The organism is Enterobacter sp. MALB-1 (assembly GCF_041021625.1).
In the GTDB taxonomy this organism is placed as follows: Bacteria; Pseudomonadota; Gammaproteobacteria; order Enterobacterales; family Enterobacteriaceae; genus Enterobacter; species Enterobacter oligotrophicus.
In genome coordinates this window covers 38,217-55,274 of the sequence record NZ_JBDPJL010000001.1, presented here as the reverse complement: position 1 = coordinate 55,274, position 17,058 = coordinate 38,217, and the positions used below count along the sequence as shown (strand labels likewise).

The window sequence follows — 17,058 nt, the reverse complement described above, 5'->3', positions numbered from 1 at the left end:
GAGTACCTTGCAAGAAATCAAAAGCAATAACCTGTATTTAGCACGCTTTTTCACATTTGGTGTAGAGTCTGAATAAACTAAATTCTGAGATGAATGATGAAAACCGATCACACCCACGCCCTTGTCGCGCAGTTTCCTCTGATTGAGGAGCTGATCGCCCTGAAAGAAATCACCTGGTTTAACCCGCGCACCACTTCGCTTGCCGAAGGATTGCCGTATGTCGGGCTGATCCAGTCCGATGTGGACGACGCCCACGCACGCCTGAACCGCTTCGCGCCGTATCTGGCGAAAGCGTTCCCCGAAACGGCAGCCACCCACGGTATTATCGAATCTGAGCTGGTTGCTATCCCGGCGATGCAAAAACGGCTGGAGCAAGAATTTGGCACCACAATCCCCGGCTCATTGCTGCTGAAAAAAGACAGCCATCTGCCCGTCTCCGGCTCAATCAAAGCGCGCGGCGGCATCTATGAAGTGCTGACCCACGCAGAAAAACTGGCGCTCAACGCAGGGCTGCTCAACGTCAATGACGATTATAGCGTCCTGCTGGAACCACGCTTCAAAGATTTCTTCAGCCAGTACAGCATTGCCGTGGGCTCGACGGGCAACCTCGGCATGTCCATTGGTATAATGAGCGCGCGCCTCGGCTTTAAGGTGACGGTGCATATGTCTGCCGACGCTCGTGAATGGAAGAAAGCTAAACTGCGCAGCCACGGCGTGATTGTCGTTGAATATGAGCAGGATTACGGCGTGGCGGTGGAGCAAGGACGTAAAGCGGCCGAAAGCGATCCGAACTGTTTCTTTATTGACGATGAAAACTCCCGCACCCTGTTCCTGGGCTATGCGGTGGCAGGCGGACGCCTGAAGGCGCAATTTGCCCAACAGGGCCGCGTGGTTGATGCGGATCACCCTCTGTATGTCTATCTGCCGTGCGGCGTAGGCGGTGGCCCTGGCGGTGTGGCGTTTGGCCTGAAACTGGCGTTTGGCGATCACGTTCACTGCTTCTTCGCCGAACCAACCCACTCCCCTTGCATGCTGCTGGGCGTTTATACCGGCCTGCACGATGAGATTGCAGTACAGGATTTGGGTATTGATAACGTTACGGCAGCCGATGGGCTGGCGGTAGGACGTGCGTCCGGCTTCGTGGGCCGCGCGATGGAGCGCCTGCTGGACGGCTTCTACACGCTTTCCGACCAAAGCATGTATGACATGCTCGGCTGGCTGGCGCAGGAGGAAGGGATTCGCCTGGAGCCGTCGGCACTGGCGGGTATGGCCGGGCCGTTGCGTGTGACGGGTACCCCGGAGAACACGACCCATCTGGTCTGGGCAACCGGCGGCGGCATGGTGCCGGAAGCGGAGATGGCAAGGTATCTGGCGAAAGGCAGGCGTTAATTTCCGGCGGTTACGCGCTGGCGTCCAGCATCCTCATCAGCTCAACTGGGGAACGGCGGAGCCGGATAAGATCTCGCATGACCCGCATATGTGGCGCGCTGTAACAGAAGAAATCCCGATAGCCTTCGCAGAGCAAACTTTTGCCGTTAACGCGATGTTTGGGGCAGTCGCCGTTGCACAGGCGACGCACCGGACATTGCCTGCACTCTTCCGTCAGCGAAGCCTGTTTATGCTCACCAAACCCACGCGCAGCGCCGCTTGAGTTAAGTGCTCGCAGTGGCGTGTGGTGAATATTTCCCAGGCGATAGTCCGGGTAGACGTAGTGGTCGCACTGGTAAAGATCGCCGTTCGCCTCCAGCGCAAAGGCATGCCCGCAGCGCTCGGCCAGCGAACACATCTGCGAAGGATAACCGCTCCAGACGCCCAGCGTTGAGTCAAAGAGCTGCACAAAAACACGGCCAATATCCTCCCGCACCCAGATATCGAAAACCGTCTTCAGGAATGTCCCCCACTGTCTGTCAGTGACCGATTCAGGGTTCTCGCGCTCTGCCAGGGGGATAAACTGTAAAAAGGGCGTACCGAGGGCGCGAAGGTAGCGGTATACCTGCTCCGGCTGCTGGCTGTTTTGTTGATTGACCACCGTCAGCAAATTAAAGGAGACCTGGTGCGCGCGCAGCCGTTCAATGGCCGCGATAACCTTGTGATGGGTGGGATTGCCGCGCCGGTTAACGCGGTACGCGTCGTGCAGTTTGGCCGGGCCATCCAGTGAAATGCCCACCAGCCAGCCGTTTTCACGGAAAAAGCGACACCATTCGTCATTCAGTAATATGCCGTTGGTCTGGAAAGCATTATGGATACGCTTGCCTTGTCCGTAGCGTTGCTGCAGCGCCACCGCACGACGGAAAAAATCAACGCCGCACAGCGTCGGCTCGCCCCCCTGCCAGGCAAACTGAACGTCGTCGCCCGGCTGCGCAGCGATCTGCTGGCGAATGAGGGCCTCCAGCGTGGCGTCGTCCATGTGCGGCTGTTCGGGTTTATCGAGATAGAAACAGTAGCGGCAGTTCAGGTTACAGCGGGAGCTGGCCGGTTTGACCATCACATGACATCCTGTCATTACACGTCCTTAAGAAACACGATGATTTGATGTAAGTGCGTTACAGCAAACAGTAATGCAAGGGAAAGAACCGCGAGAGCGATCAAAAATTTGTCACGCACGGCGTTGGGTTGGGCAAAATCACCGTGGTCGACGTCCATCAGGTTCCGGCTACGGGTGTAGCGCCACAAAATAATGGCCACCAGCGCCAGCACGACCAGTGAAACCCAGAACGGCAGCCCGGCGCGATGCCAGTTATGTTTAATGGCGAGCGCGATAAGTGCGGCATAACCCAGTAAAGTGCGCAGCCATGCCAGAGAAGTTCGCTCCGGCTGCAGGCCGGGATCGGCCTGGCGGCGGGCTTTGCGGCTATCCGGCATAGAGCACCAGCCCCATCACCACCACGGCAACCACCAGCAGGATTGTGCTGATCACCAGCAGCCCGCGGGTATACGGCAGATCCTCTTTCAGACGCATCGCTTTCTCGTTACGCAGCCAGCGCAGATAGCCATAAATCGCCAGCACGCCCGCAAACAGACACAGCAGCAGCGCCAGAACTTCACGGATCAACGGCGTGGCGAAATCCGGCGCGAGCTGGTCAAGACCAACGCCTGCGGCCAGAAAACCCAGCGCGGTACGGACCCACGCCAGGAAGGTGCGTTCATTCGCCAGCGAGAAACGGTAATCCGGCGCTTCGCCGACGTGGGAAATTTTCATGGGTTCTCCTTAAAACTTCTGCTTTTTCTCTTCCACCTTTACCCCCTGCGTCGGCAGCCCGGTGTCGTAATCGCGCACAACGGGCGAGTAGCCATCCTCCGGGCGCGGACGGAAAGCGCCCATCCAGCGCGGTGCAGCGTCAGGACGCCACGGGCGACATGCCCACTGGTACGTGCGGAACGGATCGCGGATTTTATCCATATAATCCAGCAGCGCATCGTGCATCTGGTTGCGGTGCTCAGCATAGCGTGGCGAGTCGATCAGGTTATGCATCTCGTCCGGGTCGTTATGGCGGTCGTACAGTTCATCGGTGGTAAATAAATTCAGCACCAGCTTAAACGCATCCGTTACCCAGCAGCGTACCGGAATAAAGCCGCCAAAGCTGTCATGTTCTATCTCGTAACGGTTAAATTCCACCATCACGCCACGCTGCGCATCAGCCGCCAGGATATTTTCACCAGGCAGAATAGCGGGCTGGTGTATCCCCGCCAGCGCCATCATCGTTGGCAGCAGGTCAATATGGCTGACTGGCGTATCGACCTGCTTCGGCGCACCCTGCGGCGGACGCATGATCAGCGGAATGCGGGTAATGTCGTCGTACATTGCCGCCCCTTTGCTGATCAGCCGGTGCGCGCCCATCATCTCGCCGTGATCGGAGGTGTAAATTACCCAGGTATTGTCACGCTGCTCGGGCGTGAGGGCGTTAATCACGCGGCCAATCTGGTCGTCTACAAAGTCGTTGCAGGCGAAATAGAGCGGGTGATGGTAATAGCGGCTCCCCTCCGCCACTGGCGACGGCATGGCCTGCGACCACAGGCGGTGGTGAACCGGTTTATCCGCCAGCGTATCCTGCGCCTTTTCGCCTAAATCGTAGTAAAAATCCTGATATTTCTCGAGATATTCGACAGGGCAGGTGAACGGATGGTGTGGCTCGTCATAGGAGACCACCATTAAAAACGGTTCGTCCTCTGGCTGTGTGCGCTGTAGAAAATCTACGGCGCGATTGCTGATGCGGTACGCCCAGGTGAAGGTTTCATCAATATTGTTCGCCTGCAGCTCCTCAACGCTGTTGAGGCCGTTACGCCACAGATTGATCTGCTCTTCGGTAAGCTCCGCCAGGTAATTGGCTCCGTCAAACCAGTATTCTTCGTTCCACTCCGGCGGGCAGACGCCTGTACCGAAATAGTCATGGCCGTCGAGGTGCCATTTGCCGATGTAGCAGGTCTGGTAACCGGCATCCTTAAAGTAGCGTCCCATCGTGGAGATATTCTTCCCAGGCGCAACGTTGTTGGTCCACGGCCCGGACTGATTAGCGTAAATTCCGGTGAACAGCCCTGCCCGCGCAGGCGTGCAGACCGGTGAGCAGGTATAGGCCGCATTAAAGCGAATACCTTCATCGGCAAGCTGGTCAATATTATTGGTATTCAGCGGCTTACCGCTATAACAACCCACCATATTGGTGGCCTGGGTATCGGTCATGATGAACAGAAAATTCGGGCGTTTCATGGCTTTTCCTTAACGTCGGAAGCATAGATAAGCGAAGGGTTACGGCGCTGGCGGATGGCATCAATGATCAGGTAAATGACCACCGCCGCGACCACCAGATAACTGAAAATGGTGAGCCAGCGGCTGGCATAACCGCCAAACTGCGCCAGCCCGGAATAGACGCCAGTCATCGCGAACAGGACGCCAATGGAGGCGATTTTGACGTTTTTCCACGGTTTCATGTCTACCGCAAAGGCATCCTGGAACCTGAACGGCGTCTCCCGCGGGAAGAAGTAACCAATGACCAGCATCAGCACCACGTTGATGCAGAAAGTACAGGCCAGCACGTAGAGGAAGTGGAAGTCGAACTTCACCAGGTAGTTAATGACGATATAGCTGACGATGCCGAAGAACAGCGCCGTTTTGGCGGCCACGGCAGGAATGCGCGGGAAGAAGAACCCCATGATGACGATGGTTACCAGCGGCACGTTATAAATACCGTTGAGCTGTTTCATCCACGAGTAAAGTCCCTGCGGCGCGAAGGCAATCCACGGTGCAACCAGGACAGAGACAACCGCGACAATCAGGCCAAAGCGACGCCCCACGCGCACCAGCTGTTCCGACGAGGCATTTTCATTGATGATGCGCCGGTAAATGCCCAGGCTAAAGAGAGTACAGGCGCTGTTCAGGAACCCGCAAAACGCGCTGATAATGGCACCAAACAGCACGGCGCTGAAAAAGCCGACCAGCGGTAACGGCATGACTTTGTTGACCAGCGCCGGGTAGGCCATATCCGCTTTCGGCAGATCCTGGAAAAGGTGGAAAGCAATCACGCCGGGCAGCACCAGAATCAGCGGATCGAGCATCTTTAAGACCGCCGTCAGCAGCGCCCCTTTCTGCCCTTCGGCCAGGCTTTTCGAGGCCAGGGTACGCTGGACGATGCCCTGGTTAGTACACCAGTAAAAGGTGTTAACCAGAATCAGCCCGGTCAGCGCGGCACCGATGGGCACCGGATCGTGGCTGCCGCCAATGGAGTTGAGCATCTCGCTGTGATCGCGGGTGAGCCTGTCAATGCCGCGCATCACACTGCCGTCGCCCATAGCCATCAGGCCAAACAGCGGCACCATCAGCCCGCCAATCACCAGCCCGATACCGTTAATGACATCCGCAATGGCGATGGCGCGCATCCCGCCCACCACGGCATACAGAATGCCGGAAACGCCGAGTACCACGGCCATCGCCCAAATGGCCGTATGCTGTGAAATACCAAAGGTTTCCGTCACGTGGAACATACTGTTAAACGCCAGCGCACCAGAGTAGAGCACGATGGGCAGAAAACAGATGCCGGTGGCGATCAGAAAACAGCAGTCCACGATAATGCGGGTGGTTTTGTCGTAACGCTCTTCAATAAAATCAGGAATGGTGGCGATACCGCGCTGCAGGTAACGCGGCAGAAAGATCAGCGCCAGAAAAATGAGCGGGATAGCGGAGATCACCTCCCACGCCATCACTGACATTCCGCTGCGGTATGCCTGGCCGGTTAAGCCCACCAGTTGTTCAGTAGAGAGGTTAGTAAGCATTAGCGACGCGGCAATGACCGGCGCTTTCAGCGACCGCCCTGCCAGAAAGTAGCCCTGCTGCGAACCGGTATCCGCTTTACGCAACTTCCACCAGGTGATGACAGCGACCAGCAGCGTAAAGGCAATGAAGCTCACAATTTGTTGAATATTCATCTTGTTGCCCTTATTTATGATTATGTCCAGGCTATTCGATATCTTAAAATACAAGACTCATTTCCCCTTCACGGAAACTTTCTGATAAATTCCGCTTCAGGTTGCAGGCATAATTTGCTGACGGGAAAATAAAATGAATGGAAAAATACAAAATTCGCATGTAAAAAACGAAACAACGTACAATATTCCGTTAGTTCTTGATGAAAGTGTGATCTCCAGCGGGATTTCGCTGATCTCCCTGTGGCATACCCTGGCCGATGAGAGTTACCGCGTTATATGGCCTCAGGATAAGAAAAAACCGCTTATCGCCAACTCCTGGGTGGCGGTTTATACGGTGCAGGGTTGCGGTAAAATTCAGCTCAAAGATAATTCTGAAATTACGCTGAATGGAAATAACGTTATATTCTTAAAACCTACCGATATAACCTCGTACCATTGTGACGGCTTACTCTGGGAACAATACTGGATGGAATTTATCCCTACCAGCATTATGGAAATCCCCATATTACAAACCGGCATAATTTATAACGGCGATCAGTTTAATAAAGAACTCTGCGAAGTGGCGGAATTAATCGCCCTGCGTTCTCCGGTGAAAAATAACCTTGCGGTCGCGTTTCTCACGAAAATTATTTATCAGTGGATTTGCCTTATTTCGGAAAATGGCCGAAAAGATCGTGAGCTGCTTCGCCTTGAAAATTTGCTGGCTGAGCTGCATGCCAGCGTGCAAAAACGCTGGAGCGTGGCAGAGATGGCAAAACGCATGCAGTGCAGCGAACCCTGGTTACGACGGTTATTTCTGCGCTACACCGGGAAAACCCCGAAGGAATATTATCTTGATGCACGGCTGGAGCTGGCGCAGTCGCTGCTGCGCCAGGAAGGGAATTCCGTCAATAAGGTGGCGGATATCCTGAACTTTTTTGATTCGTTCCACTTCAGTAAAGCGTTCAAGAATAAGTTCGGTTATGCCCCTTCAGCCGTTCGCAAGACAAAAGACTAGCTCATGCCCCAGAACAAGACGGCCAGCAGCTGTGGCGTGATGATGCGCAGGAACATCACCAGCGGGTACACCGTGGCGTATGACAGCGCAGCCGCACCACTGGTGGCATGGAGGTTATTGGCAAAAGCGAGCGCTGGCGGGTCCGTCATGGAGCCAGCCAGCATGCCGCAGAGCGTCAGATAGTTCATTTTAGCAAGCATCCGCGCCAGTATTCCCATCGTCAGCAGCGGGATCGCGGTAATGAAAATGCCATACCCTACCCAGCTCATCCCTTCACCCTGAAGCAGGGTGTCGACAAAATCACCGCCAGATTTCAGGCCGACCACCGCCAGGAACAGCACAATCCCCAGTTCGCGCAGCGCCAGGTTGGCGCTCGGCGGCATAAACCAGTAGAGCTTGCCAATACACCCGATACGCCCGAGGATCAGTGCCATTATCAGCGGCCCACCCGCCAGCCCCAGCTTAAGCGCCACAGGGAAGCCCGGTACGTACAGCGGAACAGAGCCGAGCAGCACGCCGAGCCCGATACCGATAAACACCGGCAACATCTGCACCTGCTGCAGTTTTTGCTGAGCGTTGCCCACCATATCCGCCACGGCATCGATTGATGACGGACGTCCGACCAGGTTAAGGATATCGCCAAACTGCAGGCTGGCTTCCTGACTGGCAACCAGTTCCACGCCCGCACGGTTGAGGCGGGAGATCACCACGTCATAACGCTCTTTGACCTGCAGTTCGCGTATTTTCTTACCCAAAACCTTCTCATTAGTGACGACAACGCGCTCGACACGCATATCGGTTCCACGGGTGGAGAGCGAGGTGTCCACTTCCTGTCCAATCACCAGCCGCGCGTTGTTTAAATCCGCCGGTTGCCCAACCAGGTGCAGCAGGTCGCCGTGCTGAATAACGGTGCCGGGCGCGGGCACCATCAGCATTTCGTCGCGTTTAAGGCGCGAACAGATAATATTGGCGCTGTTCAGGATCGGCACGTCCTGAATCGCCATATTGTTCAGGTTGGGATTTTCGACGCGGATATTAATGGTTTTAATCAGCGCATGGCCGTTGGTGAGCGTGGTTTCATGATCTTTCGCCTCTTGCTCGACGTTGACCCGAAACAGCACGCGCACCAGCCACATCGAAAGCAGAATGCCGCAAATACCAAACGGATAAGCCATGGCGTAGCTCATGCCCATCTGGTCGACGATATCCGGAGAAATACCCAGATCGCGAAGAATTTGCTGGCCCGCCCCGAGCGCCGGCGTGTTGGTGACGGCACCGGAGAAAATCCCCAGCACCACAGGAAGCGGGATAGCGAAGAGTTTGTGCAGAATAGCGGTGACCAGCCCGCCCATCACCACAATCCCGAGCGCAAAGAGGTTCAGCCGCAATCCGGAGACACGCAGCGAGGCAAAAAAGCCCGGCCCCACCTGAATACCGATGGTATACACAAAGAGGATCAGGCCGAACTCCTGGATGAAGTGCAGCATGTCCGCACTGAGCGCCAGCCCAAGCTGGTCAGCAAAGTGCCCGACAAAAATGCCGCCAAACAGCACCCCACCAATACCAAATCCGACGCCACGGATTTTGATATTACCGATCCACAGCCCCACCACCGCGACCAGGGCCATCACGCTGACGGTTAACGCGATATCACTCATGATCCACTTCCTTAGCATAACCTTAGTTATGCTAAGGATTCTCTCAGAGCGGGTGGCGTTTGTATGGGCGATGGCGCACAAAAAAGCCCTGCTGGTGCAGGGCGTTATCTTTTCACCCTCTCCCTGTGGGAGAGGGCCGGAGTGAGGGCACCAGCCCGCACACGATTAACTGTTTAACGCTGGCCGCTCGCTAATGGCAATACGCTGCGGTGCGATGGCTTCCGGCACGTTGCGGGTCAGGTCGATGTGCAGCAGCCCGTTGGTGAACGTCGCGCCGGACACTTCCATATGGTCGGCCAGGGTAAAGCTCAGGCTAAACGGCTGAGTCACCAGCCCCTGATGCAGCCATTGGGTTTCGGTCTCTTGTTTTTCCGGCGTCCCTTTCACGGTCAAACGCGTGCCTTCAAGCTGAATATCGAGGTCTTCCTGGCGGAAACCGGCCAGCGCCAGCGTGATGCGATAGTGGTTATCGTCGCTTTTTTCGATGTTGTACGGCGGAAATGACTGTTGCTCGGTGGTGCTTTGCAGGGCGTTAGCCAGTTTGTCAAAACCAATCCACTGACGCAGCAGGGGGGATAAATCGTAGTTACGCATACTAAATCTCCTTCTGAGAAGCGAGTTCGGCACAGTTTAATTTTGTGCGCAGTTGTTCCTGCAAATCCGTATGGATTCGCATATGCTCCCGTTACGGCAAGCATTTCTGAGTGGGCCGCTGTTGCGACCCGCGTAATTAGTTAATTTCGATACGGCGCGGTTTTTTCTCTTCCGGGATCACGCGTTCCAGATCGATAAACAGCAGGCCATTGACCAGGTTCGCGCCTTTAACGTGAATGTTCTCGGCTAACTGGAACTTACGTTCAAAGTTGCGCTCGGCGATGCCCTGGTAAAGGTAGGTGCGTTCTTTCTGCTCGGCCGTATGGGAACCTTTCACCACCAGCAGGTTGTCCTGCGCGGTGATTTCCAGCTCGCTTTCTGCGAAACCGGCGACGGCAATGGCGATGCGATAGTGGTTTTCGTCAACCAGCTCAACGTTGTATGGAGGGTAGCCATTGCTCTGGCTCTGGTTATTTTCTAAATGGTTAAACAGACGATCAAAACCAATTGCAGAACGGTATAGCGGAGAAAGATCGAAATTACGCATAAATAAAAACTCCTGAAATCAGCGAGAGATTGCAGCCTTCCACCATGGACAGGCTTCTGTACCCCGAACACCCCGCAGGCGTGTTCGTTCTCGGGTCACAATCTTAAAATGGGTCTGGTTACGGGCTTTTCAAGCGTTTTTAGACGAGATTTTTTTGCACTTTACCGGTACTCGCATAGACTGGGACAACAGCACAAAGCGTTAAATTGCGATGGCTGCCACAGAGCGGGGATTCCGGGCTATTTATTTTGAACAAGGCTCGCTATAACCCTGAGTTGCAGGTCGATGCAGTGCCATTAACGATGACTGAGTGATGATGAAAAATGTTCTGATAAAGCTGACAACGTTCAGCGGGGTTGTTTTACTTTGCGGGTGTTCGAGCATGATGTCTCATACCGGCGGTAAAGAAGGAACATATCCGGGAACCCGAGCCAGCGCGGCGATGATCTCCGACGACGATACTAACTGGGGCACCAAATCCCTGGTCATCCTGGATATGCCATTTACGGCGGTTGCCGATACGCTCCTGCTGCCGTGGGATCTGTTCCGCACGGACAGCTCCGTGCGCTCGCGCGTGGAAAAAAGCGAGCAGGAAAATCTGGCAACCAATGCCGTCATCCCGCCCGCGGCACTGCCTCCGCGCTAGTTCTGTACGGTTTCCGTTATCCACAGTTGACGGAAACCGCCCGTCTCTTCCATCCAGGCAATAAAGCGCCCGTCCGGGGAAAACACGACCGCATCAGCAGACGGCGGATTGCCGTGATCGGACGTCAAAAACGTCATCTCTCCGGTTTCAGCATCACAGCAGGCGATTCTGTTTTCGAGCACGAATCCCAGCATGTTCCCGGATGGGTGCCAGTTAAACGCCGACTGGATATCACTCGTGTTGTGAGTCAACTGGCGCGGCTCGCCGCCGTCCGGTGAGATAAGCCAGAGCTGAACAACACCGTTATCATCGCGCATCAGAAATGCAATCTGCGTTCCCTGAGGATTGCTGCGCACCCAGTGGCGCGGCACGTTAACCAGCCCAGGATAAGCCTTGTGGTGAGTAAAGGTTAACCGGCGCTGCATTACGCCCGCAGGCGGTGCTGGCATGGTCTCCGGCGTTCCCTGGAGCGGTGCATCGCCCGCGCGTTTCCAGCCCTGTGCCTCTTTTGGCAGATCGACAATGAACAGTTCAGGCACCTTCTCGCCCTTCTCAGACAACGTATCACCGATAAACGCCAGCCTGCCATTGCCCACCCAGCCCTCTTCACAGGCACGATTGATCTCATCGCTGCCCGGCTTCGGATTCGGCGTTGTGCGGCTGACCAGCACGCTCCAGAAGGTTCCGGCATATTCCCGCGCGTGATTTCCCTGCGGCGTCACCGGGCCGAAAGGCGCTGCCACGCCGACGTTACGCAAATCGAGCTTTGGATCGCGCGCGTGCAGTACATGGTCGTTATAGGTAAAGCTCACGAACTGCCCGTTCGGGCTAAAGACGTGTACGTGGCTGCCGCCGCGCAGCGCGCCCGCGGTATACGGCGCTGTGATATCCATTGCATCCAGGTTGCTCGTCTGACCGTTGTGCGCAATCACACCCTGACGATGGTGGAAGTCGTACTGCCAGTCGGCATCCGGGTTTTCCGGTCCGTGGATAAAGACATATTTATCCTCTGTCGGATGAACGGTCACCACGCCGACATGCGCGCCATGACTGGCGCGATAAATCACCTCCACCTCACCCGTACTGATATTGACCCGCTCAATGGTTTCACCGGTAAACGACGCGCCGGACGGACGCACATCATAGACAAGCCACTGGCTGTCTGGCGTCCAGGTGTTGATATTGGTGAGCTGGTGGTTTCGGGAAGCGAAGGTGATTTGTTTCATGAAGATACCCTGATGCGCAGTTATCGCATCAGGGTAAAACATCCGGGGGAATTAGCCTACTCGTTTCACATCGCCGACCAGCAGGATGTAGGAGAGCGCGCCGATCAGCGCCACGGCGGAGATGTAAACCAGCGCCGGACCGAAGCCATAATCCTGCGCCAGGTAGCCAATCACCAGCGGCACGGTAATACCGCCCAACCCACCGACGAAGTTAAACACGCCACCGGTCAGGCCAATCAGGCGCATCGGTGCCAGAGACGACACCAGTGACCAAGTAATAGAGGCAAAACCGTTACCGAAGAACGCCACCGCCATTAACGTCATGATCCACACTGGATCGTTGGTGTAGTTCGCACCCATGATACAAGTGGAGATCAGCAGCCCGCAGATAATGGGTGTTTTGCGCGCCACGCCCAGCGAGAAGCCTTTTTTCACCAGCTTATCCGCCAGCCAGCCGGAGAGCAGTACGCCAAAGAACGCTGCGAGGAACGGTACAGTGGTCATGAAGCCCGCCTTCAGCGCGGTGATCCCCTTTTCCTGGGTCAGGTAGTTCGGGAACCAGGTCAGGAAGAACCACAGCGTGGAAGTGACGGCAAACTGGCCCAGATACACGCCCACCAGCTTACGGTGGAAGACCAGCTTCCAGTCCGCTTTGGTCAGTGGCTGACGCGCCTCTTTTTTCACTGGCGCATCACCGTCTACCAGACCGCCACCGTCGCGAATGTAGTCCAGTTCAGCTTTGCTGATGCTTTTGGTCAGGCGCGGTGGCTGGTAGACCTTAAACCAGATCAGCGACCAGATGATGCCAATGCCGCCAGTGACAATGAATACCCAGTGCCAGCTCAGCAGCTCCTGTATCCAGATCAGCAGCGGCGTCAGGAACGCAAGGCCGACAAACTGCCCGGAGGTGTAGAAGCCCACGGCAGAGGCGCGCTCATGTTCCGGGAACCAGCTGGTTACCATGCGGTTGTTGGTCGGGAACGCCGGCGCTTCGAATATCCCGGTGATGGCACGCAGGCCAATCAGCGACATTAATCCGGTAGCAAAGCCCTGGAACAACGTGGCCACGGACCAGCCGAAAATGGCGATAAAGTAGGTCAGACGCGAGCCAACGCGGTCGAGGAACCAGCCGCCGGGGATCTGGCATAGCGTATAGAGCCAGGCAAACGCCGAGAAGACGTAGCCCATTTCCGCTTTGGTAATGCCAAACTCTTCCTGAATATGGGCCGAGGCCACGGCGAGGTTGGCGCGGTCAACATAGCAGATGACCACGGTAATAAAGATCATAATCAGCGTCAGGTAACGGCGACGCCCGGTTTTTGCAGCAGTAACTGGAATATCCATCGCAATCTGTCTCCAGATTTTGGGCATAGCGAAGCCGCTCACCATGCCCTGTAATTTACAGAGGGTGTATTTGATTTTTTTAATTAAAAACGTAAACGGAATGCGCTAAATAATTCGTGCCGGGGGAAGGCGGCAAGTTTTCGCATCACCGGGAGCATACAAAAGTATGTGACCGGGGTAAGAAAACGCAGCCAACGCATCACCAGCGCGAAGTATGACGCGCATTTACCACTCGGCTACGGAACCGTCTTCATGACGCCAGAGTGGGTTACGCCAGTCCGGCGCATTTTTACTCAGCTCAATGACTTTGGCTTCGTCAATTTCCACGCCAAGGCCCGGCTTCATTAATGGTTTGAAGAAACCGCCTTCCATGCTGAAGTCTTCTTTGTTTTTCACAAAGTCGAGCAGTTCCGCGCCCTTGTTATAGTGAATGCCCATGCTCTGTTCCTGGAACACGGCGTTGCGCGAGACGAAGTCGACGTGCAGACAGGCCGCCAGCGCAATCGGTCCGAGCGGGCAGTGCGGAGCCAGCGCCACATCGTAGGCTTCGGCCATTCCGGCAATTTTGTAGCATTCGGTGATGCCGCCCGCGTGAGAGAGGTCCGGCTGCAGGATCGCAATGCCGCCCGCTTCCAGAACACGCTTGAACTCGAAGCGCGAGAACATACGCTCCCCCGCCGCGATGGGAATGTGCGTCTGTTCAGCCAGTTTCGGGTAATACTCGGCCTGCTCGGCCAGCACCGGCTCTTCGATAAACAGCGGACGATACGGCTCCAGCTCTTTAATCAATACTTTGGCCATCGGCGCGCTGACGCGTCCGTGGAAATCCAGGCCAAACTCAATCTCGTTGCCGAACGCCTCGCGGATTTGCGCCACGGTATTTACCGCACGGTCTACCGCACGCGAGTTGTCGATAACCCCCATCTCTTCACAGCCGTTGAGTTTGAAGGTGTCAAAGCCAATGCTGCGCAACTGCGTGATACCGTCGATCACTTCCGCAGGACGGTCCCCGCCAACCCAGCTGTAGGCTTTGATTTTGTCACGCACCAGGCCGCCCATAAGCTGCCAGACAGGGGCATTCAGCACTTTGCCTTTGATATCCCACAGCGCCTGGTCGATACCCGCGATGGCGCTCATCAGGATCGGACCACCACGGTAGAATCCTGCACGGTACATCACCTGCCAGAGGTCGTTGATGCGCGCCGGGTCCTGACCAATCAGGTATTCCTCTAACTCGTGCACTGCGGCTTCAACGGTGCGCGCACGCCCTTCAATCACCGGCTCGCCCCAGCCAACCACGCCTTCGTCGGTTTCGATTTTCAGGAACATCCAACGCGGCGGTAAACGGTACGTGGTGAGTTTGGTTATTTTCATTTCACTGCCTCTCGATACGCTTTAACAAATGCAGCCGCCTGCTGTGCGGTACGTTCTACGGACTGTCCGGCGCGATACAGATCGCTGCCCAGCCCCGCGCCGACACAACCTGCGTTTATCCACTGGTCCAGGTTTTCTGGCGTTACACCGCCCACGGCAAAGACCGGCACGCTGGCGGGCAATACCGCCTTCAGGGCTTTGATGTAGTCCGGACCAAAAGCCGATGACGGGAAAATTTTGAGCGACTGCGCACCGGCATCAAGGGCGGTAAAGGCTTCTGTTGCCGTGGCGCAACCAGGGCAGACGGTCATGCCGTAACCCACCGCACGGCGGATCACCTCTGGCTTAATATTTGGCGTCACAATGAGTTTGCAGCCCATTTTTGCAAGCTGGTCCACCTGCTCCGGCTGCAACACGGTTCCCGCGCCAATCAGCGCTTTATCGCCATACGCATCCACCACCGCCGGAATGCTTTTTTCCCACTCCGGGGAGTTGAGCGGGATTTCCACCGCGTCGAACCCGGCGTCGATCACCGCGCCGACGTGGGCTAACGCCTCATCGGGCGTGATACCGCGCAAAATCGCGATAAGGGGAAGATTAGTTTGCCACTGCATGAGCGATGCTCCTTATTCCTGCCTGAAATGCCGTATCGCCGGACACCGTTGAAACGTCACGCCCAATGGCGCGAAACGCCTGCTCATAGCGCGACGTCAGCGATGCACCTGCGACAATCGTGATGACCTGCCCCTGCGCGACGAAATCACGCATGCTGGCGACTTCAGCGCCAATCAGCAGGCCGGAAAGAAACTCGCTGACCTGCTCGCGGGGAAGCGTTCCCAGCACGTGCGAGGCGCGAACCTCGAAAAGCTGCGGCAAAACGACAGGGGATGCGATCCCGCGCTCAAGCCCGGCGTTAAACGCCTCTGGCGAAACAATCTGTTCCGGTAACCCCGTACCCACCAGCGAATGATTAAGTAGTAAATGGTGTAATTCGCCGGTCATCACGGTACGAAAATCGTGGATTTGCTCTGTATCAGCCTGTACCCATTTGCAATGCGTTCCGGGCATGACGTAGACAGAAGAAGGAGAAAGCATGCGTGCGCCGAGCAGTTGTGTCTCTTCACCGCGCATCACGTTGTGGTTATCGTCTCGCGAGACGCACAAGCCTGGAATAATCCAGATATTGTCGCCAACGGACGTCAACTGTTCGCCAATGGCGGAGAAATGGGCAGGAACGGGCAGATAAGGTGCAACCTTCCAGCCCACGTTGCTGCCAACCATTCCTGCCATCACCACTGGCGTGGCGCTATCGCGCCAGTTTTGCGTCACCTCTGCTAACACCGCCTCAGGGGATTTACCTTTCAGGCGCGTCACGCCTGCTTCTGATTGCCTGCTCTCCAGGCACTGCTCACCCTGATAAAGCCAGGCGCGCAGGTTGGTTGATCCCCAGTCAATTGCGATGTAGCGAGATGTCATGTGATTTCCTTCAACCTTCGTGTCGAGCTGGCGATCATGGTGAGCGCCGCCTGCTCTGCCGCATCGCCGTCCTGATGCCGTATCGCATCGAACAGCGCTTTATGTTCCTGGAGCGTTTTCGGCATGTTGGCCTCATCGCCCATCCAGGTACGTTCAAATACTGCTCGCTGTAGCGAGCTGATCGCCACGCTAAGCTGCTGTAATACCGGGTTATGCACCGACTGCAGCACCGCTTCGTGGTAGCGAATATCCGCCTCGTTGAACGCATCACGATTCTGGTTATTGGCGATCATGTCGTTTAAAGCCGACTCTATCTGCGCCAGGTCGCCAGAGGTTGCGCGTTCTGCCGCCCAGCGGGCGATTGCCGGTTCCACCAGGTTTCGCACCTCGCTCATCGCGCCAATCAGCCGTGGGTCGTAGTCGTTTTCCAGCACCCACTGCAATACATCGGTATCGAGGTAGTTCCACTGGTTGCGCGGCGCAACAAACGCGCCGCGATAACGCTTCATTTCAATCAGCCGCTTCGCCATCAGCGAGCGAAAGACTTCCCGGATAATGTTGCGCGAGGTTTCAAACTCTTCGCACAGTTCAGCCTCTGCAGGTAGCGGCGAACCGGGAACGTATTTGCCACCCACAATTTGGGTTCCCAGCGTGATCACAATGCGATCGGTTTTGTTAAGCGTCATGGAGAGTCCTTGTGCTCTGTAAGTCCATCACTACTTTACCTCGACCGCTGAATTTCGCCTCACTTTTGCAGTACAAACGTGATGCTATTCGTC

The 17,058-nt window shown here is 55.8% G+C and carries 17 protein-coding genes and 1 other annotated feature; of the genes, 3 read left to right on the top strand and 14 right to left on the bottom strand.

From position 1 onward, the window contains the following. Positions 1-96 precede the first annotated feature (96 nt). Positions 97-1,389: a D-serine ammonia-lyase gene (dsdA, locus tag ABGB15_RS00260; protein WP_215723142.1), complete on the top strand. Its 1,293-nt coding sequence runs from the start codon at positions 97-99 to the stop codon at positions 1,387-1,389. Between the two features lie 10 nt (positions 1,390-1,399). On the opposite strand, the gene ABGB15_RS00255 is transcribed toward dsdA, so the two are convergent. From ABGB15_RS00255 to ABGB15_RS00235, 5 genes are read right to left on the bottom strand one after another with little or no spacing between them, the layout of a single operon-like run. Further along, positions 1,400-2,503 carry an anaerobic sulfatase maturase gene (locus tag ABGB15_RS00255; protein WP_215723131.1) on the bottom strand — a complete coding sequence of 368 codons (1,104 nt, stop codon included), beginning with the start codon at positions 2,501-2,503 and terminating at the stop codon, positions 1,400-1,402. Further along, complete coding sequence (locus ABGB15_RS00250) at positions 2,503-2,862, bottom strand: DUF202 domain-containing protein (protein ID WP_152082794.1); 360 nt, start codon at positions 2,860-2,862, stop codon at positions 2,503-2,505. The genes ABGB15_RS00255 and ABGB15_RS00250 overlap by 1 nt, the downstream gene beginning before the upstream one ends. Beyond that, positions 2,852-3,199, bottom strand: coding sequence for a YidH family protein (locus ABGB15_RS00245; RefSeq protein WP_152082795.1), 348 nt, complete (start codon positions 3,197-3,199; stop codon positions 2,852-2,854). The genes ABGB15_RS00250 and ABGB15_RS00245 overlap by 11 nt, the downstream gene beginning before the upstream one ends. 9 nt (positions 3,200-3,208) lie before the next feature. Further along, complete coding sequence (locus ABGB15_RS00240) at positions 3,209-4,705, bottom strand: sulfatase-like hydrolase/transferase (protein WP_215723132.1); 1,497 nt, start codon at positions 4,703-4,705, stop codon at positions 3,209-3,211. After that, positions 4,702-6,417: a solute:sodium symporter family transporter gene (locus ABGB15_RS00235; RefSeq protein ID WP_215723133.1), complete on the bottom strand. Its 1,716-nt coding sequence runs from the start codon at positions 6,415-6,417 to the stop codon at positions 4,702-4,704. Before ABGB15_RS00235 ends, ABGB15_RS00240 begins: the two co-directional genes overlap by 4 nt. A 133-nt stretch (positions 6,418-6,550) precedes the next feature. Here ABGB15_RS00235 and ABGB15_RS00230 point away from each other — a divergent pair, with 133 nt between their 5' ends. Further along, positions 6,551-7,414 carry a helix-turn-helix transcriptional regulator gene (locus ABGB15_RS00230; RefSeq protein ID WP_152082798.1) on the top strand — a complete coding sequence of 288 codons (864 nt, stop codon included), beginning with the start codon at positions 6,551-6,553 and terminating at the stop codon, positions 7,412-7,414. Here the strand turns inward: ABGB15_RS00230 and ABGB15_RS00225 are convergent. The 3 genes from ABGB15_RS00225 to ibpA all read right to left on the bottom strand — a co-directional run bounded on the left by ABGB15_RS00225 (position 7,411) and on the right by ibpA (position 10,213). Then, entirely contained in the window at positions 7,411-9,072 is a 1,662-nt protein-coding gene (locus ABGB15_RS00225) for a putative transporter (RefSeq protein ID WP_313326953.1), read from the bottom strand. The two genes, ABGB15_RS00230 and ABGB15_RS00225, sit on opposite strands and share 4 nt — an antisense overlap. A gap of 165 nt (positions 9,073-9,237) precedes the next feature. Further along, positions 9,238-9,666: a small heat shock chaperone IbpB gene (gene ibpB / locus ABGB15_RS00220; RefSeq protein ID WP_152082800.1), complete on the bottom strand. Its 429-nt coding sequence runs from the start codon at positions 9,664-9,666 to the stop codon at positions 9,238-9,240. A 136-nt stretch (positions 9,667-9,802) separates the two neighbouring features. Beyond that, the gene (gene ibpA / locus ABGB15_RS00215; protein WP_152082801.1) at positions 9,803-10,213 is read right to left on the bottom strand and encodes a small heat shock chaperone IbpA; all 411 of its coding nucleotides are present in this window, start codon (positions 10,211-10,213) and stop codon (positions 9,803-9,805) included. After that, positions 10,207-10,280, bottom strand: a sequence feature (ROSE (Repression Of Heat Shock gene Expression) occurs in the 5'-region of heat shock genes and acts as an RNA thermometer to modulate expression.). It overlaps the preceding gene by 7 nt. Positions 10,281-10,526: 246 nt before the next feature. On the opposite strand from ibpA, the gene ABGB15_RS00210 reads away from it, so the two are divergent. Next, positions 10,527-10,859 (top strand): YceK/YidQ family lipoprotein, encoded by a 333-nt coding sequence (locus tag ABGB15_RS00210; protein ID WP_152082802.1) that lies wholly within the window; start codon positions 10,527-10,529, stop codon positions 10,857-10,859. Here ABGB15_RS00210 and ABGB15_RS00205 read toward each other — a convergent pair. The 6 genes from ABGB15_RS00205 to dgoR all read right to left on the bottom strand — a co-directional run bounded on the left by ABGB15_RS00205 (position 10,856) and on the right by dgoR (position 16,965). After that, a complete protein-coding gene (locus ABGB15_RS00205) occupies positions 10,856-12,085 on the bottom strand; it encodes a DUF3748 domain-containing protein (protein ID WP_215723135.1) in 1,230 nt (409 codons plus the stop codon). The two genes, ABGB15_RS00210 and ABGB15_RS00205, sit on opposite strands and share 4 nt — an antisense overlap. A 51-nt stretch (positions 12,086-12,136) precedes the next feature. Then, entirely contained in the window at positions 12,137-13,474 is a 1,338-nt protein-coding gene (locus tag ABGB15_RS00200; RefSeq protein WP_152082804.1) for an MFS transporter, read from the bottom strand. A 180-nt stretch (positions 13,475-13,654) separates the two neighbouring features. Further along, positions 13,655-14,803 carry a galactonate dehydratase gene (dgoD, locus tag ABGB15_RS00195; RefSeq protein ID WP_215723136.1) on the bottom strand — a complete coding sequence of 383 codons (1,149 nt, stop codon included), beginning with the start codon at positions 14,801-14,803 and terminating at the stop codon, positions 13,655-13,657. Further along, complete coding sequence (locus ABGB15_RS00190; protein ID WP_215723137.1) at positions 14,800-15,417, bottom strand: 2-dehydro-3-deoxy-6-phosphogalactonate aldolase; 618 nt, start codon at positions 15,415-15,417, stop codon at positions 14,800-14,802. The genes dgoD and ABGB15_RS00190 overlap by 4 nt, the downstream gene beginning before the upstream one ends. After that, positions 15,401-16,279 (bottom strand): 2-dehydro-3-deoxygalactonokinase, encoded by an 879-nt coding sequence (locus ABGB15_RS00185; RefSeq protein WP_215723138.1) that lies wholly within the window; start codon positions 16,277-16,279, stop codon positions 15,401-15,403. Before ABGB15_RS00185 ends, ABGB15_RS00190 begins: the two co-directional genes overlap by 17 nt. Continuing rightward, the gene (gene dgoR, locus ABGB15_RS00180; RefSeq protein ID WP_006177594.1) at positions 16,276-16,965 is read right to left on the bottom strand and encodes a D-galactonate utilization transcriptional regulator DgoR; all 690 of its coding nucleotides are present in this window, start codon (positions 16,963-16,965) and stop codon (positions 16,276-16,278) included. Before dgoR ends, ABGB15_RS00185 begins: the two co-directional genes overlap by 4 nt. Between the last annotated feature and the right edge of the window lie 93 nt (positions 16,966-17,058).